The sequence below is a fragment of the Anaerolineae bacterium genome (assembly GCA_011176535.1).
GTDB lineage: Bacteria > Chloroflexota > Anaerolineae > Anaerolineales > DRMV01 > DUEP01.
Map to the genome: position 1 here is coordinate 1 of DUEP01000104.1, position 21,658 is coordinate 21,658.

Annotated in this window: 26 protein-coding genes; 15 read left to right on the plus strand and 11 right to left on the minus strand. The window is 63.0% G+C overall.

Features of this window, described 5'->3' with window-relative positions; genetic code table 11:
• The first annotated feature begins 29 nt into the window (after positions 1-29).
• From folE to hutU, 5 genes are all read left to right on the plus strand, one after another.
• Positions 30-662 carry a GTP cyclohydrolase I FolE gene (folE, locus tag G4O04_09170; protein ID HEY58684.1) on the plus strand — a complete coding sequence of 211 codons (633 nt, stop codon included), beginning with the start codon at positions 30-32 and terminating at the stop codon, positions 660-662.
• Between the two features lie 28 nt (positions 663-690).
• Entirely contained in the window at positions 691-1,296 is a 606-nt protein-coding gene (locus G4O04_09175) for a hypothetical protein (GenBank protein ID HEY58685.1), read from the plus strand.
• A 38-nt stretch (positions 1,297-1,334) separates the two neighbouring features.
• Positions 1,335-1,595 (plus strand): hypothetical protein, encoded by a 261-nt coding sequence (locus tag G4O04_09180; GenBank protein ID HEY58686.1) that lies wholly within the window; start codon positions 1,335-1,337, stop codon positions 1,593-1,595.
• Positions 1,596-1,632: 37 nt separating this feature from the next.
• The gene (locus G4O04_09185) at positions 1,633-2,043 is read left to right on the plus strand and encodes a hypothetical protein (protein ID HEY58687.1); all 411 of its coding nucleotides are present in this window, start codon (positions 1,633-1,635) and stop codon (positions 2,041-2,043) included.
• A 69-nt stretch (positions 2,044-2,112) separates the two neighbouring features.
• Positions 2,113-3,768 carry a urocanate hydratase gene (hutU, locus tag G4O04_09190; GenBank protein HEY58688.1) on the plus strand — a complete coding sequence of 552 codons (1,656 nt, stop codon included), beginning with the start codon at positions 2,113-2,115 and terminating at the stop codon, positions 3,766-3,768.
• Positions 3,769-3,847: 79 nt separating this feature from the next.
• On the opposite strand, the gene G4O04_09195 is transcribed toward hutU, so the two are convergent.
• Both G4O04_09195 and G4O04_09200 read right to left on the minus strand, forming a co-directional pair.
• On the minus strand, positions 3,848-5,200 hold the full coding sequence (locus G4O04_09195; protein ID HEY58689.1) for an NAD-dependent malic enzyme: 1,353 nt from the start codon (positions 5,198-5,200) through the stop codon (positions 3,848-3,850).
• A 171-nt stretch (positions 5,201-5,371) separates the two neighbouring features.
• Positions 5,372-6,490: a fructose 1,6-bisphosphatase gene (locus tag G4O04_09200; GenBank protein HEY58690.1), complete on the minus strand. Its 1,119-nt coding sequence runs from the start codon at positions 6,488-6,490 to the stop codon at positions 5,372-5,374.
• 127 nt (positions 6,491-6,617) lie between these two features.
• Between G4O04_09200 and G4O04_09205 the strand changes: the two genes are divergently transcribed.
• From G4O04_09205 to G4O04_09220, 4 genes are all read left to right on the plus strand, one after another.
• A complete protein-coding gene (locus G4O04_09205) occupies positions 6,618-7,907 on the plus strand; it encodes a glycoside hydrolase family 5 protein (protein ID HEY58691.1) in 1,290 nt (429 codons plus the stop codon).
• Between the two features lie 110 nt (positions 7,908-8,017).
• Positions 8,018-8,392 (plus strand): glycerol-3-phosphate acyltransferase, encoded by a 375-nt coding sequence (locus tag G4O04_09210; GenBank protein ID HEY58692.1) that lies wholly within the window; start codon positions 8,018-8,020, stop codon positions 8,390-8,392.
• Positions 8,386-8,550 (plus strand): hypothetical protein, encoded by a 165-nt coding sequence (locus tag G4O04_09215; GenBank protein ID HEY58693.1) that lies wholly within the window; start codon positions 8,386-8,388, stop codon positions 8,548-8,550. Before G4O04_09210 ends, G4O04_09215 begins: the two co-directional genes overlap by 7 nt.
• Before the next feature lie 83 nt (positions 8,551-8,633).
• Positions 8,634-9,362, plus strand: coding sequence for an NERD domain-containing protein (locus G4O04_09220; GenBank protein HEY58694.1), 729 nt, complete (start codon positions 8,634-8,636; stop codon positions 9,360-9,362).
• An 81-nt stretch (positions 9,363-9,443) separates the two neighbouring features.
• Here G4O04_09220 and G4O04_09225 read toward each other — a convergent pair whose 3' ends face one another.
• The 5 genes from G4O04_09225 to G4O04_09245 form a co-directional block, all read right to left on the minus strand.
• Entirely contained in the window at positions 9,444-10,517 is a 1,074-nt protein-coding gene (locus tag G4O04_09225; GenBank protein ID HEY58695.1) for a helix-turn-helix domain-containing protein, read from the minus strand.
• Between the two features lie 65 nt (positions 10,518-10,582).
• Positions 10,583-11,110 carry a hypothetical protein gene (locus G4O04_09230; GenBank protein ID HEY58696.1) on the minus strand — a complete coding sequence of 176 codons (528 nt, stop codon included), beginning with the start codon at positions 11,108-11,110 and terminating at the stop codon, positions 10,583-10,585.
• 61 nt (positions 11,111-11,171) lie between these two features.
• Complete coding sequence (locus G4O04_09235; GenBank protein ID HEY58697.1) at positions 11,172-11,357, minus strand: hypothetical protein; 186 nt, start codon at positions 11,355-11,357, stop codon at positions 11,172-11,174.
• On the minus strand, positions 11,324-11,542 hold the full coding sequence (locus tag G4O04_09240; GenBank protein HEY58698.1) for a hypothetical protein: 219 nt from the start codon (positions 11,540-11,542) through the stop codon (positions 11,324-11,326). Before G4O04_09240 ends, G4O04_09235 begins: the two co-directional genes overlap by 34 nt.
• A gap of 188 nt (positions 11,543-11,730) precedes the next feature.
• Positions 11,731-12,762, minus strand: coding sequence for a response regulator (locus tag G4O04_09245; GenBank protein HEY58699.1), 1,032 nt, complete (start codon positions 12,760-12,762; stop codon positions 11,731-11,733).
• Positions 12,763-12,842: 80 nt separating this feature from the next.
• On the opposite strand from G4O04_09245, the gene G4O04_09250 reads away from it, so the two are divergent.
• Positions 12,843-13,193, plus strand: coding sequence for a cold-shock protein (locus G4O04_09250; protein ID HEY58700.1), 351 nt, complete (start codon positions 12,843-12,845; stop codon positions 13,191-13,193).
• Between the two features lie 87 nt (positions 13,194-13,280).
• On the opposite strand, the gene G4O04_09255 is transcribed toward G4O04_09250, so the two are convergent.
• The 3 genes from G4O04_09255 to sucC all read right to left on the minus strand — a co-directional run bounded on the left by G4O04_09255 (position 13,281) and on the right by sucC (position 16,132).
• Positions 13,281-14,048, minus strand: coding sequence for a fumarylacetoacetate hydrolase family protein (locus G4O04_09255; protein HEY58701.1), 768 nt, complete (start codon positions 14,046-14,048; stop codon positions 13,281-13,283).
• A 78-nt stretch (positions 14,049-14,126) separates the two neighbouring features.
• The gene (sucD, locus tag G4O04_09260; GenBank protein ID HEY58702.1) at positions 14,127-14,993 is read right to left on the minus strand and encodes a succinate--CoA ligase subunit alpha; all 867 of its coding nucleotides are present in this window, start codon (positions 14,991-14,993) and stop codon (positions 14,127-14,129) included.
• Positions 14,990-16,132, minus strand: a complete 1,143-nt coding sequence (gene sucC / locus G4O04_09265; protein HEY58703.1) for an ADP-forming succinate--CoA ligase subunit beta — start codon at positions 16,130-16,132, stop codon at positions 14,990-14,992. Before sucC ends, sucD begins: the two co-directional genes overlap by 4 nt.
• 139 nt (positions 16,133-16,271) lie before the next feature.
• Between sucC and G4O04_09270 the strand changes: the two genes are divergently transcribed.
• The 5 genes from G4O04_09270 to G4O04_09290 all read left to right on the plus strand — a co-directional run bounded on the left by G4O04_09270 (position 16,272) and on the right by G4O04_09290 (position 21,381).
• The gene (locus G4O04_09270) at positions 16,272-16,769 is read left to right on the plus strand and encodes a hypothetical protein (GenBank protein ID HEY58704.1); all 498 of its coding nucleotides are present in this window, start codon (positions 16,272-16,274) and stop codon (positions 16,767-16,769) included.
• 13 nt (positions 16,770-16,782) lie between these two features.
• A complete protein-coding gene (locus tag G4O04_09275) occupies positions 16,783-17,427 on the plus strand; it encodes an NUDIX domain-containing protein (protein ID HEY58705.1) in 645 nt (214 codons plus the stop codon).
• 52 nt (positions 17,428-17,479) lie between these two features.
• Positions 17,480-17,881, plus strand: coding sequence for a hypothetical protein (locus tag G4O04_09280; protein HEY58706.1), 402 nt, complete (start codon positions 17,480-17,482; stop codon positions 17,879-17,881).
• Between the two features lie 45 nt (positions 17,882-17,926).
• Positions 17,927-19,471, plus strand: a complete 1,545-nt coding sequence (locus tag G4O04_09285; protein ID HEY58707.1) for a hypothetical protein — start codon at positions 17,927-17,929, stop codon at positions 19,469-19,471.
• 95 nt (positions 19,472-19,566) lie between these two features.
• A complete protein-coding gene (locus G4O04_09290) occupies positions 19,567-21,381 on the plus strand; it encodes an aldehyde ferredoxin oxidoreductase family protein (GenBank protein HEY58708.1) in 1,815 nt (604 codons plus the stop codon).
• Positions 21,382-21,463: 82 nt separating this feature from the next.
• On the opposite strand, the gene G4O04_09295 is transcribed toward G4O04_09290, so the two are convergent.
• Positions 21,464-21,658: hypothetical protein (locus G4O04_09295; protein HEY58709.1), on the minus strand; the 195-nt coding region annotated here is incomplete at its 5' end.

Here is a 21,658-nt window from a genome sequence, read left to right on the forward strand (position 1 = left end):
CTTGTTATTCCCATTCTAAGGAGGGGTAGATGCTCCTACAAGAAGATTTTCTCCGTCAAATGACGGACTCGTTGCCCGGGGAAATTGACAAGGAGCGTATTCGGCACGCCGTGCTGGACATGCTCTACGCCTTTGGCGAGGATCCCGACCGCGAGGGCTTGCACGACACACCAGAGCGTGTTGCGCGGATGTATCAGGAGTTGTTGGCCGGATATCGCGTCGACCCCATTGCCCTGGTCAACGACGCGCTTTTTGAGGTCAGTTACGACGAGATGGTTATCGTCAAGGATATTGAGTTTTATAGTCTGTGCGAGCATCATATGTTGCCTTTCATCGGGCGGGCGCATGTGGCGTACATCCCCAACGGGCGAGTGTTGGGGTTGTCCAAAATCCCGCGCATCGTGGATATGTTCGCGCGACGGCTTCAAGTACAGGAGCGCATGACGCGCCAGATCGCCGAGTTCATGGATGCGCTGCTTCATCCTCAGGGGGTGGCCGTGGTGTTGGAGGGCATTCACATGTGCACCATGATCCGCGGCGTCAAAAAACATGACGCCAAAATGGTGACTTCGACCATGCTGGGATCCTTCCGCACCAACCTGGCCACCCGGGAGGAGTTCTTGAACAATATCTCCCGTGGGAGCATTCCGTTGAGTTTGTAGGCCCTGTCTCACCCAAAGGAGGGGAACCATGGTGAAGGAATTCTCCCTGGGGCTTTTCCTGTTCGCCGCGCTGCTCGCGTCTTTGGCCTGTCAACTGTTCTCCCCGCAAAAGGTGCAGGAGGTGGTCCAGAAGACCCTCCTCACGGTGGCGCAGGTGGTCACCCAGGCGGCGCAGGAGGCGACCTCGGTGGCCGCGCCCGCGCAAGAGGGGCCGGCGGCCGCACTATCAAGCGCCGACCTGCGGTTGCCCTCCCGCAACGCCTTGCGCAGTTGCCGCTCCACGGTCAGGGTGGTTCAGAAAGGGCCTTTCCCTGCCAGTCCCCAGGTCGTGCTGGAGGTCACTTCGGCCTGGCAGAAGGAGCCGGAACCGATTTTCCATCAGGTGATCCGGTCGGGGAATCCGCTTCAATTGACGGCAGAGGTTTGTCAGACCGCTCAGGGGCTCTATGCGCGTTTTGGTGAAAACGAACCCTGGAATTTCCTCGCCGGGATCACTTATGAAGAGGCGTTGGCGGGGCAGATTGACCAGGCTCTCCTGGCCTTCCCCACGGTGTGGACGATAGGGATGGGCGGTGAAGGGCGTCCCGAGACCTACAACGGGATGCCGGTGGTGGCCTATCACTGGGAATCGTAGGCCCCGGCGGTGCGCTGCCCGAAACCTAGCGGCGTGCTTTGGGCGAGGGCGATGCCGCCAGCGCCTGGTTTGAGCCGCGCAAGATGGTGGCCGATGTCAAGGTGACCAGGGACGGATGGGTGCTCCATGCCGAGGTCCGTTTTGAGGGCCAGTGGACCCTGAAGGGTCAGACTTCTCCGGGCAAGGTGGCCTGGGTGGGCGAGGTCACCGACATCAAGGCTTCGTTTTCCATATCCCTTGCCGGAGGGCCTGCAAACGCAGCCCCCCGGCAGCGTCGAGACGCCTTTGCCATTGCCTGATGCTGCCCAGGTGGAGGCGGATACGTCCCAGGGGGTCGTGTATTCGATCCCTGGGATGACGGTCCAGGCGTTGATGGATTTCTGGACCCAGACCCAGGGCCTGAAGATTACGGCGCAGTTCGGCGATGCCAGTGCGGGAGGTATGTTGCTGGCGGCGTTTTGGCCGCAGCCCCTTTACGGTCTCTTTGGCCTGGGTGGCGCAGCGGCATTCACCCAGGCCCGTTTTCGTCGTTCGAGGCAAATCAACCGCTGGCTTTTGCGCGTAGCCATCGGTTTGCTGGGGGTGGCCTTTCTCGCCCATGCCCTGGCGCCCCGCTGGTTCCCTCAATGGAGCCTGTGGCTGCAGGTGGGCCCTATTTGTGGTTCATGGCTGTTATGGATCGCCATGTTGGGGGTCATCGTTTGGTTTTCTCGCCGTCCGTCGGGGGGCGATGACGGCGCAACTTGACACGCCGGCAGGCTTTGCTGTACACTGGAAGCGCCCCGTGAGGTGGCGACTCTTGCAAGGAGGTTGACAATGGCTGTGGAAGCCCGGGTGGTACGTGCCCCTCGCGGCACGACTTTACATTGCGCCAACTGGCAGATTGAGGCCCCCTATCGGATGATCCAGAACAATCTTGACCCGGAAGTGGCCGGAGATCCGGCTAACCTGGTGGTGTACGGGGGGCGTGGGAAAGCGGCCCGCAACTGGGAAGCCTTCGAGGCCATCCTGGAAAGCCTGCGCAACCTCAAGCCCGACGAGACCCTGTTGGTGCAGTCCGGCAAACCGGTGGCCGTGTTCCAGACCCACGAACTGGCCCCGCGGGTGCTCATTGCCAACTCTAACCTGGTCCCAAAGTGGGCCACCTGGGAGGTGTTCGACGAGTTGGAGCGCAAAGGCCTCATCATGTACGGCCAGATGACCGCCGGGTCGTGGATTTACATCGGCACCCAGGGCATCCTTCAGGGCACCTATGAGACCCTGGGCGCTGCGGCCCGTAAGCACTTTGACAGTAGCCTTAAGGGCAAGTGGGTGCTCACCGCCGGCCTGGGCGAGATGGGCGGCGCGCAGCCCCTGGCCATCACCATGAACGAGGGGGTGGGCCTGATCGTTGAAGTGGACCCGCGCCGCGCCCAGCGCCGTCTGGAACTGGAGCAGGTGGACGAAATCGTGGACGACTTGGACGAGGCCCTGCGGCGGGTGGAGCAATACCTCAAGGAAGGCCAGGCCCGCTCCATCGGCCTGATCGGCAATGCTGCCGAGGTGTTCCCGGAACTGGCGCGGCGCGACATCGTACCCGATGTGGTCACCGACCAGACCCCGGCCCACGACCCGCTGATGTATGTCCCCAAGAGGATGAGCGTGGCCGAGGCCGAGGAACTGCGCCGCACCGCCCCCCAGACCTATGTGCAGCGGGCCAAGGAGAGCATGGCCGAGCATGTGGAAGCCATGCTGGCTTTCCTCAAAGCCGGGGCGGTGGTCTTCGACTACGGCAACAACCTGCGCCAGCAGGCCTACGACATGGGAGTCAAGGACGCTTTTGCCTATCCCGGTTTTGTGCCCGCATACATCCGCGACCTGTTCAGCGAGGGCAAAGGCCCCTTCCGTTGGGTGGCCCTTTCCGGCGACCCCAAAGACCTCTACCGCACCGACCAGGCCATTCTGGAACTGTTCCCCGAGAACGAACACCTGCGCCGCTGGATCACTATGGCGCAGAAGAAGGTGCGTTTCCAGGGCCTGCCGGCGCGCATTTGCTGGCTGGGCTACGGCGAGCGCGACCGGGCCGGGCTGCTGTTCAACAAGTTGGTGCGCAAAGGCGAGATCAGCGCCCCCATCGTCATCGGCCGGGACCATCTGGATGCGGGTTCGGTGGCCTCGCCCAACCGCGAAACCGAGGGGATGAAGGATGGCTCAGATGCTATCAGCGACTGGCCCATCCTGAACGCCCTGCTCAACGCCGTCGCCGGGGCGACCTGGGTGTCGTTCCATCATGGTGGCGGTGTGGGCATGGGGTGCAGTCAACATGCGGGCATGGTGGTCGTGGCCGACGGCACAGACCAGGCCGAGTGGCGGCTGGCGCATGTGCTGCGCACCGACCCCGGCCTGGGGGTGGTGCGCCACGCCGACGCGGGCTACGACATCGCCGTCGAGACGGCCAGGAAACACGGCCTCAAAATCCCCATGTTGAAGTAAGCCTCACCTTTGGGCCGTTCTTCCCTATCCATGCTTGGGGAGGGGTTGGCAGCGAAACTGCCAACCCCTCCCTTTGCTTTCAGTCGTCTGCCAGGTAAGGCACATACTCGTTGCGCGCCACGCCAGAGCGGATGGCTTCCTGAGCCACCGCTTTGGCCACCTCGTGGTGCACCTGCTTGTCCAGCGGGTTGGGCAGCAGTTCGCCCTCCGGAGTGAGGCGGGCCAGGGTGGTGGCGGCCGCCAGGTACATCTCGTGGGTGATGCGGGTGGCCCGGGTGTCCACCGCGCCGCGCAGGATGCCGGGGAAGCCCAGCACATTGTTCACCCCTTTGCCGTCGGCGGCGAAGGCGGCCCCGGCTTCTAAGGCGACCTCAGGCTCGATTTCGGGCGTGGGGTTGGACAGTGCCAGGATGATCTGCCCAGAACGCACCATTTCGGGGCGTATCAGACCGGGGACGCCGGTGGTGGCCACCACGATGTCCGCCTGGGCCATGATTTCTTCCAGCGTGGCAGGTCGACCGCCGGCCGCGGCTAGCATACGCAAGGCCTCTTCGTTGAGGTCTGCCCCCAGCACGGGGTTCCCCGTCAGGCCCATGATCATCCGAGCGATGGCCATCCCGGCCGCGCCCAGGCCGATTTGCCCGATGGTGGCCTGTTCCAGGGCTAGCCCTGTGCGTTGGGCCGCCACCTTCAAGGCGGCGGTGACCACCACCGCTGTGCCGTGCTGGTCGTCGTGCATGACGGGGATGTCCAGCCGCTCCTGCAACGTTTGCTCAATCTCGAAGCAGCGGGGCGCGGAGATGTCTTCCAACTGGATGGCCGCAAAAGTGGGGGCGATACGGGTGACGGTGTCCACGATGGCCTGGGGGTCCTGGGTGTCCAGCAGGATGGGCATCCCGGAAAGCCCCACCAGGCTTTCCATGAGCATGGCCTTGCCTTCCATCACGGGCATTCCGGCCAGGGGGCCGATGTCACCCAGGCCCAGGATGGCGGTGCCGTCGGTGACGATAGCCACCAGGTGCCCCTTGGCGGTGTATTCCCAGGCCATGTCCGGCTCGCTGGCAATGCGGCGGCAGACCTGGGCCACGCCGGGGGTGTACACCCGCCGGAGCGCGGCCAACGAATCGATAGTGTAGCGACTGCGCACGGCGATTTTGCCCTGGTAGTGCACTTCCAGCACCTCGTCGCGCACTTGAAGCACCGTGCTGCCAGGGTTGGCCCGCATAGCCGCCAGCACTCGCTCCATTTGAGCCTCGTCGTCGGCATAGACCGTGATATCCCGCACGATGGCCTTCAGCCCTTCGCGGATGAGGCGGATTTCGCCCACGCTGCCGCCCTCCAGGGCGATGGCGGTGATCAATCGGGCCAGTGTGCCTTTGATTTGTTCGTTGCGGACGCGCACCGTGCGCATCACTTTGTTTTCCCAAGGCATCCCCTTTTCCTCCAATCCAACCGATATTGGGAAATCACCCGGATCTCTGGGGCAAAACCGCCGTTCCTAAGGAGTAAAAACCCGCCCCTAGAGAAAAGGATGCGCCCAAAAGTCCAGGGGTGGTTGAGCCGCCCCTGGGGGTGGTGATTCTTAGCAGGAGGTTGGCATAGGTCATTTGCCTTCCACCACGAAGCGCTTTTCCAGTTCTTCCAGGGAGGTGCGGAAGGCGCTGTATTCCAACTCTTGCATGGGTAACATGGCCGCGCCCACGAAGCCCTGCTCGCGCATGTAGAAGCCCTTTTGCTGGGCCTTGAGCCGCACGGCGTCCCAAACGGGGTTGTCGAACAGGTCCGCCCGCTCGCTCAGTTTGCCCTGTTTGTTCACCGAGTAGGCCACGGCGGCGATGATGGGCTGGGCATAGGGGCCGGTGACCGCCGTGTTGATGGGCACGGGCATGATGGGCATGGTGTGGCTGCCGCGGGCGTCCCCGGCTACATAGGGGGCCACCACGAAGGGCATGAGCATCTCCTCCGGCGCGGGGAAGATGCCCTGGGTGCGCACGATGGCCACCGGGTCATCCTTGCCTTTGTATTCTCCGGCGATGGTGTGCAGGCGATCGGTGGACACGGCCACCACCTGTTGATGGGGGTACTTGCGCGAGTAGATGGCTTGGATGCCAAAGCGGTTCTCGTCGCGCAGCAGCAGCGCCAGGTCGATGTGCTCTTCCGGCGAGACCAGTTCGATGACGCGGTCACTTTCGGCGTATTCCATGTCGATGACGCGGAATTTGAACCCCGGCCGCATCTTGGGCAGCATCAGGCCCGCGCAATAGAGCGGGCTGGTGAACACGGCCCACAGTGGAAAGTTGAACGCCCCCGGCCCGGTTTTGTCGGCGGTGAAGATGATGAAAGGCTCGGCTGGGCGTTCAGGAGCGTTTTCATCAAAGGTGATTTCGGCGGCCCCTGGGCCGGCGCCACGGACATTGCCCGAAGGTGCGTCCTTGAGCAGGTCCTGACCGGCGCCGTAAAGGCCTTGTTCTTTGGCCACATCCGCGGCGGCCTTGAGCGTATCCCAGGCCAGTTGGTGGATTTGCGGGTCACCGTTCCCCCGGCGATGCACCATCAGCAGGCAAATATCATCGCCCGTATGGGTGACATCGAAGTCGGTGAGCACCCCCTGATCCACCGCCCGGGCCAGCCGCTGATGGGCTACCTCCATCATTTCCTTGGATGGTCGCGTGTGGCCGCCAATGCTCCCCACATCGGCTTTGATCGCGCTAACCGTCAACATGTCCTATTTCCTCCTCTCCTGTTAGGGTTGACAGCGTAATTTTAACTTTACACCAACTTGGGCGAAGACGCAACTTGACGGCGGGTTTGTTATAATCCTCACAGCATGGTTTCCATGGAGGCTCAACATGCGTGTTTCCCCTCGGCTCGTGCTGTTGGGGGTGTGGTTCAGCCTGCTGGCGGCATGCCTTCCCGGTGGGAAGAGCATGCCCCAGGAACAGCCTCTCCCCTCTGCGCACCCCACCGCTACGGCGACCGCAGAGGCTGCGAGGGGAATCTGGGCCTTGTGGGCCTCAGGCCGCACGATGTTGCGCGGCGCCAACATCTACCAGCGCCGGGTCATCCCAGACCTCGATGGCGCAGATTTCATGGGGCCGGGACCTTTGGGCCCGCCTTACACCCAGGCGGATTTCGATGCCCTGGCCGCTCAGGGCGCCAACTGGGTGAATTTGTCGGTGCCCGGTCTGTTCACTGTGCAACCGCCTTACCGCCTTGACGAAGCCGTTGTGGCCCGGGTGGATGCACTGATCGAGATGGCGGCACGAGCGGGATTGTATGTGGTGCTTTCGGCGCGCACGGGGCCGGGACGCAGTGAATTTTCCATCCTCCGCAATGGCGCTGGTGACTGGTTCCCTCCCTCGTATCTCGTGGAATCGGTCTGGCAGGACGCTCAGGCCCGGCAGGCCTGGGCGGCCATGTGGCGCTATACGGCGGCGCGTTACCGCGACAACCCGGCGGTCATCGGATACGACCTCATGGTGGAGCCCAACGCCAACGACATCGTGGACAAATGGGATCCTGAGGCCTTCTACGCGCGTTACGGCGGCACGGGGTACGATTGGAACGCGTGGTATCCCGATTTGGTCGCCGCCATTCGCGAGGTGGACCCCAATACGCCGATCCTGGTGGGCGGTATGGGGTATAGTGCGGTGGACTGGCTGTCCTATTTGCGCCCGGTGGACGCGCCGCGGGTGGTATACACGGCGCATCAGTACATGCCCTTCGTCTACACCCATCAGTCCCCTCAGGAGCATATCGTCTACCCAGACGTGTTCGACGCCGATTTCAATGGTCGCCCCGAGACGGTGAGCCGCGCGTGGCTGGCCTGCTACCTGCAAACTCTGGCCGATTTTCGACAACGGGTGGGGGCGCCGGTGGCGGTCAACGAACTGGGGCTGGTCCGATGGGCGCCCAATGCCGCTCAATTTATGGACGATCAACTGAGCATCCTCGAAGACCTGGGCGTAAACTACGCGGTGTGGGCCTGGCACGCTTCCTGGCCCCCGTTTGGCGAGGTGGACCACGCCTTCACCTTTCGCTTTGGCCCGAACCCGGCCAATCGGCAGGATGTGCCCAACGCCCTTTGGGATACCTACCGCCGCTTCTGGCAGCGGAACGAAGTCTTCTTTTCGCCATAAAACGACATGGCCCATCGGGGCGCGAAGAGCGAGCATCCTTCTCTGAGGAGGAAATCCCGTGGCGACCTGTTTTTGGGTAAGCGTGGCCTTTCTCTCCAGCTCCATCCCCTTTGCCGTGTTGGTGGGGCGCTGGGCGTTGGGGGGATATCCGCCGCTACGGCGACGGCAATCCGGGCGCTTACAATGTGTTCCGCGCTGGAGGCAGGGTGAGTGGAGCCACCGCCAGTGGGCTGGAAGTGTTGAAAGGTCTGGTCCTCATAGCCCTGGCCTGCCGTCATGTGCCGGTGGCGGTTTGCCCTTGGGCGGCCTGGGCGGCGGTAGCTGGGCATGCCTTTTCCCCTTGGCTGGGCTTTCGCGGCGGCAAGGCCATCGCCGTCAGCCTGGGATCTGGCTGGCGTTGTTGCCGCGCATTCAGGCTTTCTGGGCGTTGGCGGCGGCCTTCCTCTTTTGGCTGGCGTTGGTCCGGCCTCATGCCTGGATGGTGACGCTGGCTTTTCTGAGCCTGGGCCCTGGTTGTATCTGCAACGGCCCCCCCACCTGGGTGATGGCCACCTGGGGCGGCAACGCAGCCCTGGTGATCTGGAAGCATCGCGGGGCCTTGCATGATGAGCCCTTGCAACTGCGCCCCTGGCTTCCCCGGTGATTGCCTTTTCGGCGATAATCTGGTACCTTTGCCCTGCACCTTTTGTCTCCGCTTCATCTTCGCCTTCGAGGAGGTTGCTTTCCATGCGCATTGTGACCAACGAAAAACTCATCCGCCGCAACGCCAAAGTCGGCCAGATCGTGGGCCTGATTTCCTTGCTTATCCTGGGGGTGGGGCTGGTGATTTCCCTGACCCATCCTGAGTGGGGCATGATCACCCTCAGCGCCCTGATTTTCGGCTTTTTGCTTTCGCAAATCGGGCTCTTTTTCGGCAATCGCTGGGCGCGGCGGCCTCGTCTGGACGAACTGCTCAACCAGGCGTTGAAGGGGCTCTCCAGGGAATACACCCTCTACCACTACACCACACCGGCCTATCATCTTCTGGTCGGCCCGGCCGGGATTTGGGTCATCGTCACTAAGTATCAACGCGGGCGTATCACCTATCACCGCGGACGCTGGCGCCAGCATGGCGGTCCACTTCTGTGGTATCTGCGCCTTTTTGCCCAGGAGGGGATTGGCCGCCCGGATCTGGAAATTAAGGCCGAGACCGAGGCGGTGGAAAAACTGCTGCGGAAGCACCTGCCTGAGGAGGACGTGCCGCCGGTGGAAGCCCTGCTGGTCTTCACCCACCCCGAAGTGCAACTGGAAGCCGAGGAGGCGCCCGTACCCACGCTGCATTTACGGGACCTCAAGAAGTTTCTCAAACCGCGCCTGAAATCCCGCCGTCTTTCGCCGGAGCAACTGCAGCGCATCCGTGCCGTGTTGGAAGGTGGAGAGGAAGGGACGTCCTCGGAAGAGACGGACGGCCAGTGAGACCTTTTTCCCCTTGGGAGATAAACGAAACGGCCTGGAGCCCGCGCTCCAGGCCGTTCGTTGGCTTTGCAGGGAGCCGTCCTACTCGCCGCTCAGGAACTTGAGCAGCGCCTCACGGCTGATACGCACGGCCCTGCCGATTTTGCGGGCTTTCAATTCGCCGGCCTCGATGGCGGCCAGCACATCTTCCTCCGAAACTTTGAGCACCTCGGCCGCCTCGGCGGGGGTCATCACCGGGGGCAGTTCTTCCTCTTCGTGCGCCCCACTTTGGGTGGAACCACTGCCCTGGCTGCTTTGTTTCTCGGCCTGGTTCATCCCTTGCAGGGTCTGGGCCATCACATTGCCGATGCCCATCCCCGCGCCGATGCCGGCGGTCAGGCCGGCGCCGCCGCCGGGGTTTTGGGCCGCGTCGCGCATGGCGTCAGCCGCCTGCAGTTGGGTGTACACCTGGGCATCCAGCAGGCCGCGCGAGCGCAGTTCCTCGGCCGTTTGCTTCGAGGGGGTCAGGCTGGCGATGACGAAAGACTTCAGTTCCAGACCGATGGCCTCGAATTCAGCCGAGGCTTTGGCGCGCACCCCGGCACTGAGTTCGTCCACCAGGCCCAGGATGTCTTGGATGGTCTTGTATTTGCCGGCCAGTTCGCCGAGCAGGTCCGTCAGGCTGCGCAGCAGGCGGCTGCGCAGGTCGTTTTCGATGTCTGCGGTGCGGTAGACCCCTCGCGTGCCCACGATTTGGGTGACGAATTGCTGGGGGTCTTTGACCTGATAGGAATATACCCCGAAGCCCTGCAGCAGCAGCCATCCCAACCCTACCCCTGGGGTCTGGACGGGGATGGGTTGGGGGGTGCCCCATTTACGGTCGCGGAATTCGCGCATGGAGACAAAGTACACCTCGGCGGTGAACGGGCTGCGCTCGTTGAACAGTTTGCCCAGGTAGTTGATCAGCAGGGGTACATTGGCCGTGGTGATGGTATGCCGCCCCGGGCCGAATACATCCAGGGCTTTGCCGTCGCGGAAGAACACGGCCGCCTGGGCCTCGCGCACAATGACCTGGGAGCCAATGCGAAAATCCCCGGACCCTACTTCGGGGATGCGATGAACAAGTTCTTCCCGCATCTCATCGGGATATTCCACAATATCGAAAATGCGCGCCATGGTTTTCTCTCCTTCCGTGTCAGCCGGTTATCGGGCTGGGGGTCAGGCGTGTTTTGACGAATTGCTCAACCTTCTGAGGGATTGCCGCTGAAGATTTCCTCGCGTCGGTGAAAAGTTTCCACACAACGACGGGCCACGCTCATCAGGTTCCGTAGCGCCGCCGGGAGGCCTTCTGTCTCCAGAGAGGCTTCCAGGTGGTCGATGGCTCGCGCGACTTCATCCACCAGGTCCAGCAGGGCCAGGTCGTAGGCGTAAAGTTGGGCCAACTCGGCCTCGTTGATCTTGACCGCATCGAAAAAGCCGGCGTATCCGTACGATGCGGTGCGCACCTGGTCCACAAAGGTGCGCAGACGCACCGTCGCGGCTTCCAGGTCGTCGAGCAGGTGGAGTTCTCCCGCCTGGGCCAACTCACGCTGGATTTCGGTCAGCCGCCGCCATTGTTCGGCCATGCGGTTGGCGATGGTTTCTCGCAAGAGTTTGTCGGCGTTGCGCCGGTTTTTCCGTTCGATGTAGCCGGAAAACCCCGGAATTTTGCGGGCCAGGACTTCCAACGGATTCTCATCCTGTCGTACACGTTCATAGGGATCGCTCATGGACCTGCTCCTCCTTGGTGAAAAGGCGAAAACACCCCCGTGTTTTCTGCGGATACTTGCATTATACTTTATCCTGAGGGGAAATCTGGCCGATGTAGGGGATGCCATGGGGGACGAGTTGGCGGGAGAGCGCGTCGGCCCATTGCGCCCAAAGGATGATATCGGCCGGGGTGAGGCTGGTCTTTTCGTTGAGCGCCACCCGAAAGGCGTTGTTCAGTCGATCGGCAAGGCTGGCGGCTTCCTCCACAACCCCACCATGCGCAGGTTGCCCTTGAGGGTGTGGGCGGCGCGTTGGGCTTCCTGCAAAGCCTCTCGGTCGCCCGGAAAGCGGTACAGGCGCCGCAACGCAGCGCGCAGCCTGCTCATCCACTGGCTGGTCTCTTGCTCGAAGAGGTCGCGTAATTCGGGGTCGTTTTCCAGGAGCAGAGTCATGGCTTACCTGCCTGCGGCTTTGCGCTTTTTGAACCGTTGGGCCACCCGGAGCCAGGTTTCCGTGGGATGAGGCGGCTTGTGCAATTGGTGCTCCGGTTTGCTCAACAAAAAGGCCCAATCTTCAAAGAGGACCCGTACCGGGGAGCGTGGTTCGCCCAAAGCCAGGGGGGACCCATGGTTGATGGCGTTTACCACGGCGTCGGCCATGTAGGGCAGCACCCAGCGAATGGGGCGTTGGAAAAGGGCCTCATTTCTTTCCGGGGCAACCCGGGGCGCTTGAACACCCAGTTTTGCACCAGATGAATTTGTTCCTCGGCGTACCCCAGGGCCTGGAAGGCTTCCAGGGCGGCCGCGGTGGCCCGCACCGAGCCCAGGTCGGGGGGCAGGACGAGCAGGATATCCGTGGCCGTGTCCAGACCGGCCAGCGTGGTTTCCGAAAAGTCGTGGGGAAGGTCCAACACCACATAATGGAAGCGGCGCTGAAGGAGGTCCAGCACCTGTTTCACATGCTCGGCGGTGACCAGTTCGGCCTGGTGAGGCAGCGGAGGGCTGGCCAGCACATGCACGCCGCTGGCGTGGGGGAGGAGCACCTGCATTGCCATCTCCCCATCGATTTCCTCGGTGGGCTTTTCGGCCAGGTCTTTCCAGGTGTGGTGTAGGGAGAGATTGAGCATGAGGGCGCTTTGCCCCGCCACCAGGGCCAGGTCCACCAGCGCTGCGGGCAATCCCCAGAGTTGGGCCAGCGCCATGGCGAGGTTTGTGGCAATGGTGCTGACCCCTGCCCCGCCGCGTAAGGAGAAGACGGCGATGATTTTGCCGGGAATTTCTTCTACCGGGGCGGCAGCCGACCTGGCCCGCCGCAGCAGCACCTGGACGCGCATTTGCAGTTCGGTCGGCTCGAAGGGCTTGGTCAAGTAGTCGTCCACCCCCGCTTGAAAGCCCTTGACCTTGGCTTCCAGGGAGTCTTGGGTGGTCAGCATGAGAATGGGCAGGCGGGAAGTGTCGGGACGGTGACGCAGCAACTGGGTCAAGGCGTAGCCGTCCATTTCTGGCATCATCACATCGGTGATGATGAGGCCCACCTGGGTGCGGTCCAGCAGGTTGAGTGCCTCTTTGCCGGATGTGGCCGTGAGAACTTCATAGCCGCTCCGCTCCAGGGTGTCCCGAACCAGTTTGAGCATCATGGGACTGTCGTCGACGACCAGAATTCGGGCAGCCATAGCACTCCTCTCAAACCAGGAAAGAAGTCGAGGGTTAAGAAAACCATATCACAGAATGGGGAGAAAGACAAATGCTCCCAATGCCAATCGGCAGCGGTTTTGGCTTGACAAGCCTGGCAGGTTGTGCTAAAGTGAAGGCCAGCAAGGCAGTACGTTTGGTGAGGCCGTGCTGGCCCCAAGCGCCTGCCGCGCGAACAATCTTTCTTGGAGGTGCTGCAGTGGCAGAGCGCCAAACCGGCACGGTCAAGTGGTTTAACGCCACCAAGGGGTACGGATTCATCACCCCTGACGAAGGCCGCGATGTCTTTGTGCATTACAGTGGCATTCGTGGCACCGGCTATCGCTCCCTGGAGGAGGGGCAGCGGGTCGAGTTTGAGGTGGTGGACACCCCCAAGGGGCCTCAGGCCCAGGATGTGGTGGTCATCGGCTGAACCACTGACCGCAACCAGAAAACGACCGGATTCCGTCAGGCAAGCCGGTCGTTTTCTGGTTTAAAGACCGCTTTGGGGTGGGCCGGGCTACGGCGTGGGTGCCTGGCGCACCGGGTTGCGCAAGGTGCCCAGGCCCTCAATGCTCACCTCGACGATATCGCCTTCGCGCAGGGGCCCTACGCCCGCCGGGGTGCCGGTGAGGATCACATCACCGGGCTCCAGAGTCATCACCGACGAGATGAAGGCGATGAGTTGCCGCACCGAGAAGACCATATCCCGCGTGGAGCCCATCTGGCGCAGGTCGCCGTTGACCTTGCAGGTGATCAGCGCGTCGGCGGGGTCGAAGTCCGTGTCGATCCAGGGGCCTAAGGGACAAAAGGTGTCGAAGCCCTTGCCGCGCGTCCACTGTCCATCGCGGCGCTGCAGGTCGCGCGCCGTGACATCGTTGGCGATGGTGTATCCCAGGATGTACTCGTGGGCTTCTTCCGGCGCGATCCAGCGGCCCTGTTTTCCGATGACCGCGGCCAGTTCGGCTTCGTGCTCCACCTGTTGCGACTGCGGAGGAAGCAAAATGGCCTCCTCCGGCCCGATGACCGCCGAAGGGGGTTTGAGGAAGATCAAAGGCACCTCGGGCACCTCAGCGTTGTGCTCCTTGGCGTGGGCGGCGTAGTTGCGCCCCACGCACACGATTTTGCCGGGCTGGACGGGGGCCAGCAGGCGCACTTCCTCCAACAGGAGGGTGGGTTCCTGGCGCTCATACTCGCCAAAAGGCGTGCCCCGGAGCGCCCCCACGCGCCCCTCGTGAACCCAGCCCCATTGAGGGCCTTCGGGAGTGGCGTAGCGTACCCAGCGCATGGCTGCACCTCATTTGCTCAAGGATAGGAAAGGGGGGCGCCCTCACGACGCCCCCGCATCAGACCTGGTTGAGTGGGTTCACTCGGCCAGCAAATCGGGGATTTCCTCGGGGTGGCGGGCCACTTTGACGCCCACGGCTTCCAGAGCCTTGATTTTGTCCTCGGCGCGGCCTTCGCCGCCTTCCACGATGGCCCCGGCGTGGCCCATGCGCTTGCCCGGAGGCGCGGTGCGACCGGCGATGAAGGCCACCACGGGCTTGGTCATGTGGTTGGCGATGAACTGGGCCGCCTTTTCCTCATCCGTGCCGCCGATTTCGCCGATGAGCACCACCTTTTCCGTTTGCGGGTCCTCTTCGAACATTTGCAAAATCTCGATGAAGTTGAGCCCCTTCACCGGGTCGCCGCCGATGCCCACGGTGGTGCTCACGCCTATGCCGCGCAACTTCATGGCGTAAGCCACCTCGTAGGTCAGCGTACCCGAGCGCGAGACGATGCCCACATTCCCCGGCATGGTGATGCTACCTGGAATGATGCCCACCTTGGCCTCGCCGGGGGTGAGCAAGCCGGGGCAGTTGGGCCCGATGAGTTGCACGCTCTTCTGGTCCAAGTAAGAGCGCGCCTGCATCATGTCCTGAACCGGGATGCCCTCGGTGATGCACACGATGAGTTCGATGCCGGCATCGGCCGCCTCGTAGATGGCGTCGGGGGCGAAGCGAGCGGGCACGAAAATCACGCTGGTGTTGGCGCCGGTGGCCTCCACGGCTTTCTTCACCGTGTCGAACACAGGGATCTTGCCGTCCAGCACCCACTCGCCGCCCTTGCCGGGCGTCACGCCAGCCACCACATTGGTGCCGTATTCTAACATTTGCTTCGTATGGAACAGGCCTTCGCGGCCCGTGATGCCCTGCACCAGCAGGCGCGTGTCCTTTCCGACTAAGATGCTCATTGCGCGCCTCCTTTCGCCGCCTCAACGGCCTTTTGGGCTGCCTCGGCCAGGGTTTCTGCGGTCAGCATGTTGGCGTTGGCCAGCAGACGTTGCCCTTCCTCCGCGTTGGTGCCCACGATACGGGCCACCATGGGCACCTCGGGCTTGACCTCTTCCATGGCGGCCAGGATGCCCTTGGCCACCTCGTCGCCGCGGGTGATGCCGCCAAAGATGTTGATCAGCACGGCCTTCACATTGGGGTCCGAAAGGATAATCCGAAAGGCGGCCGCCACCTTTTCGGCGTTGGCCCCGCCGCCGATGTCCAGGAAGTTGGCCGGTTCGCCGCCGTAGAGTTTGATCACATCCATGGTGGTCATGGCCAGCCCGGCGCCGTTGACCATGCAGCCGATGGTGCCGTCCAGTTTGATGTACGAGAGCCCATACTTGCGCGCCTCGATCTCGGCCGGGGCCTCCACATCCAAGTCGCGCATCTCGGCCAGGTCGGGATGGCGGAAGAGGGCGTTGTCGTCGATGATCATCTTGCCGTCCACGGCCAGCAGGTGGCCCTCGCCGGTGATCACCAGCGGGTTGATTTCGGCCAGGGTGGCATCGTTGGCCTTATAGGCTTCCCACAGGCCGAAGCAGATTTTGGCGAAGTCTTTCCAGGATTCCCGCGGCAGGTCGATGCCCAGGGCTAGGTCGCGGGTCTGGTAAGCGCGCAGGCCCAGCAGGGGGTCAATGTGAATCTTGATGATCTTCTCAGGGTTGCGGCGGGCCACTTCTTCGATGTCCACACCGCCTTCCGAGGAAGCCATCATCACCGGCCGCCGGGCTGCCCGGTCGTTGGTGATGCCCAGATAGATTTCCTTTTCGATGTTGGCCGCTTCGTCCACCAGCACCTTGCGCACGGGGAGGCCCTTCAACTCCATGCTCAAAATCTGGGTGGCCAGTTCCTCGGCCTGGTCGGGCGTGTTGGCCAGTTTGATGCCGCCGGCCTTGCCGCGACCACCTACCAGCACCTGGGCCTTAATGACAACGCGGCCGCCTAACTCCTCAGCAATCTGCCTCGCCTCGGCTGCTGTGGCCGCAACCCGCCCTCGCGGGATGGGGACGCCATACTTGGCAAAGATTTGTTTGGATTGGTATTCGTGAAGTTTCATACCGAACTCCCCAGAATATGGGATGGAAGCACGCTTGTCATTATACCACGCTCCCCTGTGCTACAATTTCTTCTGTGCTCCGCTGCCCTGCTGACTCGCTGTATCGCTTCCTCGCCGCTCCTCACCCTGGAGAAACGCCATGTATCTTTTGCCTTTGCCCGTGCCCGGAACCCTGTGGGCTTCGCCCATGCCCTTTGGCCCCTTCGACCCCCAGGGGCGGCTCTGGGAAATCTACCGTCGGGAGGGGATTCAGGCTGTGGTCATGCTGGCCTCGGTGGGGGAGGCGGTGCACCGCGCCGGGCGGGACCTCACCCGCTGGTACGCCCGCCACGGCCTGGAGGTGTTGTACTATCCCATCGAGGATTTTGGCGTGCCGAACTTGGCCACTTTGCCCCAGGCCTTGGATCAGACCTGGGCCTGGCTGCAGGCCGGGATGCGGGTAGCCGTCCATTGCCAGGCTGGGCGGGGACGCACCGGTACCTTTGTGGCCTGCCTGGTACGCCGACAGTTGGGTTGGGACGGTGAGCAGGCTCTGCATTGGGTACGCCAACATCTCCCCGGCGCGGTGGAAAGCGCCGCCCAGGAGGCCTTCGTGCGCACGGCCTGCCCGATGGCGGGCGGTGAACGACCTGCGTGAGCGAGGTGATGGAATGAGTCCGACCAACAAGCCTCAACTGCCCCCCTGGCTGCGCTGGGCGCGGCGCATTCAAGCCATCGCCCAGACCGGCTTGCACTATGCCGAGAACCCCTACCAGCGCCAGCGCTTCGAGGAACTGCTCGACCTGGCCGAAGAGATGGCCGTCATGCAGGGCGGCCTGGAGCCCGCCGAGGTGCACGCCCTGTTCACCCGCCCGGAGGGTTACGCCACCCCGCGGGTGGATGTGCGGGCCGCCGCGTTCGACGAACAGGGGCGTGTCCTGATGGTGCGCGATGCGGGCGACGGCGGCTGGTGCCTGCCCGGCGGTTGGGCCGATGTGGGCGATACGCCTTCCGGTGCCGCCGAGCGCGAAGTGTGGGAAGAGGCCGGCTTCCATGTTCGGGCGCGGCGGGTCATCGGCGTGTACGACGCCAACCGCGTGCCGGGGAAACTGTACCTCTACCACGCGTTCAAAATCGTCTTCCTGTGTGATTTGCTGGACGGCGAGGCGCGGCCCAGCTTGGAGACCACCGAGGTAGCTTTCTTCGCCCGCGAGGCGCTCCCGGCGAACCTGTCGCCCTACCGCACCCCGCAGCGGATTCTAGAGGATGCCTTTGAGGCTTACCGGGCCACGCATTGGGATACGGTGTTCGATTGAAGGGCTCCTTGGCCCTCCTCTTTTCATTTTTCTTTCTTGTTGGGAGTACTCCATGCGCCGTGAACTGGACGCCCTGCTGGCCTTTCATCGGGCCATGAACAGCTACATCGCTGAACGGCCCACCGCCCGGTTGCCCGAAGATGTGGCGGCGGTGCGCCTGGCCCTGCTCGAAGAGGAATTGCAGGAGTATCGTGAGGCCCTGGCCGCCGGCGATTTGGCGACCATTGCCGACGCTCTCACCGATTTGCTTTATGTGCTTCTGGGCACTTTTGTCAGTCATGGCCTGCAGGATGTAGCCGAAGCCTTGTTCGACGAGGTACATCGCAGCAATATGACCAAGCGCGGCCCTGACGGCCAGGTGCTCTATCGTGAGGACGGCAAAGTGCTCAAGCCGCCCACTTACGAGCCGCCGGATTTGCGTCGGGTACTGGCAGAGGGCAGGAGTCAGCCGTAGGCGCAGCGGGGCGAGCCGACGCCTGAGGAGCGCGCCCCGCTTCGGGTGTTGGCCTTCGCCGGCAGCACCCGCCGGGATTCGCTGAACTTTCACTTGGCCCAGGCGGCGGCGCGGGAAGCCGAAGCCTTGGGGGCCGAAGTGCACCTGGCCTGCCTGAGCGACTATCCCCTGCCTTTGTACGACGCCGACCTGGAAGGGACCCAGGGGTTGCCGCAAGCGGCGCGGGCCTTCAAGGCCCTGCTGGCGGCTCACGATGTGTGGCTTATCGCCTCTCCGGAGCACAACGGCTTCTTCACCCCGCTGTTGAAGAACGCTTTGGACCGGGCCTCCCGCCGGGAAGCAGGAGAGCCGCGGTTGGTGGCCTTTCAGGACAAGGCGGCGGCATCATGTCCGCCACGCCGGGCGCCCTGGGCGGGGTGCGTGGCCTGCCCATGTTGCGCCTGCTGCTCAACAACCTGGGGGTGGTCGTGGTGCCGGAGCAATTGGCCGTGGGACACGCTGATGAGGTGCTGGATGACAAAGGGGGGATGCGCGAAGCCTACCTGGCCCGGCGGCTGCGCCGTGTGGTGCAGCGGGCGCTTCGCCTCGCTAAGGGGTTGCGCGAGGCGGGCTGAGCCGCGCTTGCGTTTGCCCGGGGAGTGTGCTATAACATTCTCAAAAGCAAGACGTGGAGATTGGAACGCACGAGGTGTAACGATGACCATGGTAGAAGTCGATGATCTGACCCTGGAAGGCCTGGCCGAGGCCCCAGAGGCACGCTGGCAGAAAATGCTGCGCTTTGTGGGATGGAACGAACAGGCCAGAGAAGACGCCTCCCGCTCGCTGGAAATCCTGCTGCAACGGGCGCGGGAATTGGTGGTTGCCACCTACGATTACTTGCGCTCGATCCCGGAAACCGCCGCCATCCTGGGATGGGAAGAAGAAGTGGATGGAGCCCATCTGGAGGAGAGGCGGCGGTTCTTTTCGCTCTGGCTGGCGCGGGTGTTAGGGCTGGATACCAGCGACGAATTTGCCCATTACCTTTTTCGCGCCGGGCAAATTCATGCCGGGCATGGCCCCCGGCGCATCCATGTGCCGCCGGAATATGTCACCGGAGCCATAGGGCTGGTGCAGGCCTCCTTCGCCCAGTTCATGGCCGAGGGCGGCATGGAGGCGACGGTGCTGGCGGCGGCCAACGCGGCGTGGGCCCGCTATTTGCAGGTTCAGTTGGACATGATGCTCTTCGGCTACCAGGTGGCCCGGGAAATGGACCAGGGCGATGTTTCCGTGCGCATCGAACTCTATGGTCGGCTGCGTGCCTTGACAGGGGAGACGGCAGTCTCCCTGCGGGTGCAGCGCGAGAGCCCGGTGGCCGAAGCCCTACGCAAGTTCTTCAACTACTTCCCCAAGGCCCGGAAGGAGGCGTTGGAGCCGGTATGGCGCTCGGTCGAGCGCCCCGATGCTTCCTGGGTGGAGGTGCACCAGGTTTATGTGCCGCGTCACGCCTGGCGGGTGTTGCTCAACGGGCGTGATCTGGCGTATGCGGGTGGGTTTTACCAACCCCGCCTCAAAGCGGGTGATGTTTTGGCCCTGTTTCCCCCAGGGCGGTGAACGCCCCCACATACCAGGAAAGGAGGTGAGAACGCGAAGGATCGGCTTTTTTGCGAAACCGCTTGTCTCAATTCGCAAGGTAAGGAGGAGGAACCATGCCTTTTGGAGGATATGCCAACCGCATTGCCCACATTGACCTGACGAAGGGGACGGTGGAATACAGGCCCATCCCCGAAGCGTGGGCCCGCAAGTACATCGGGGGACGGGGATTGGGCGTGCGCTATGTGTTCGAGGCCGGTCCCCAGGTGGACCCGCTTTCCCCCGACAACATCCTGTGCTTCATGAACGGCCCGCTGACCGGCACCGAAACCAATATGAGTGGTCGGATGGCCATCGTGACCAAGTCGCCGCTCACGGGCACCGTTACCGACAGCCACCACGGTGGCTGGTCGGCGGCCCGGCTGCGCTGGGCGGGCTTCGATGGCCTGATCTTCAAGGGCCGCGCCGAAAAACCGGTGTACGCCTATGTGCACGACGGTCAGGTGGAGATCCTGGACGCCTCGGAGGTGTGGGGCAAGGGCGTGCACGACACGGTGCGCTACTTCCAGGAGAAGTACGGCGAGAAGGACCTCTCCGTGATCGCCATCGGCCAGGCGGGGGAGAACCTGGTGCGCTTTGCCTCCTGGATCAACGAGCACGACCGGGCCAGCGGCCGCGGCGGCACGGGTTGTGTGGGCGGCAGCAAGTTGCTCAAGGCCATTGTCATCAAGGCCCCCAAGCAGATGCCCAAACCCGCCAACCACGACGCCTTCAAGGAGGCCCACAAGAAGGCCCTGGCCATGATCATGGATGAGAAGAATGTGACCGCGCCGCGCAAGGGCGGGCTTTCGGTCTACGGCACCAATGTGCTGATGAACATCGTCAACAGCATTGGCGCCTTGCCCACCCGCAACAGTCAGTTGACGGCCTTCAAAGAGGCGGAGAAGATCAGCGGCGAGTGGGTCAAGGAGCACATCCTGGTGCGCGACCCCACCTGTCATGCCTGTCCAGTGGCCTGTAAGAAAGAAGTGGAAATCAAGGAGGGGCCCTTCAAGGGGCTGCGCATGGAAAGCGTGGAGTACGAGTCGGCCTGGGCCTTTGGCGCCAACTGCGACAACGCGGATGTGGCCGGCGTGGCCAAGTTGATCGACCTGGCCAACGACTTCGGCATGGATACCATCGAGACGGGCAATGTGCTCTCCGCCTACATGGAGGCCACCGAGCGCGGGTATCTGAACGGCGATGGCGGTCTGGCTTGGGGTGATGTGATGGGCATGGTGGAAACCGTGCGCAAGATCGCCTTCCGCGAAGGTATCGGCGACAAACTGGCCCTGGGGGCGGCGGGCTTTGCCGAAGCCATCGGCCATTCGGAACTCGCCATGTCGGTCAAAGGGCAGGCCATCCCGGCCTACGACCCGCGCGGCTTGAAGGGGATGGGCATCGCCTACGCCACCAGCAACCGGGGCGCCTGCCACCTGCGCGCCTACACGCCGGCCAGCGAGTTGGGCCTCATCCCGCTGAAGACCGACCCGCTGGAGTGGAAAGGCAAAGGCGAACTGACCAAGTTGTTGCAGGACCTCCACGCCTTCTCGGACAGCATGAACCTGTGCAAGTTCAGCGCCTTTGCCGAGGGAGCGGAGGAATACGCCGCCCAGTTCTCCGCCGTCACGGGCATCCCCTTCACGGCCGAGGATGTGCTCAAGACCGGCGAGCGCATCTACAACCTGGAGCGGTATTACAACAACCTGGCCGGGTTCCGTGAGGGGAGCGACTACCTGCCTGAGCGCTTCTTGAAGGAACCTTCCACCATGCCCGGCTCAGAAGGGCATGTGTGTGAGTTGGAGCAGATGCTCGAGGAGTACTACCAGGTCCGCGGTTGGGAGAACGGCGTGGTACCGGAGAGCAAACTGAAGGAGTTGGGCATCTCGTAGTTTGGGCTTCCCCCCCACGGCACGCAAAGCCCCCGGAATTACATCCGGGGGCTTGTTTTGTGCTTTTGGCGATGAAGCCGCATTACCCCCCGGCGCGGAGGAGTTTGGGTTTCAACGCCTCCCAGGCGCTTTGGAAGGCCTGATCCTCGCCGTGGAGGCGCAGCCATACCTGGCCCACCCGCAGGGAGCCGATCTGGTAGTCAGGTGCCGGTTCCACCTGCGCCCGCCAGCCCTTCGGGTGGACCCATTCGCCGTGTTGCAGGGTGGCCCCCAGGGA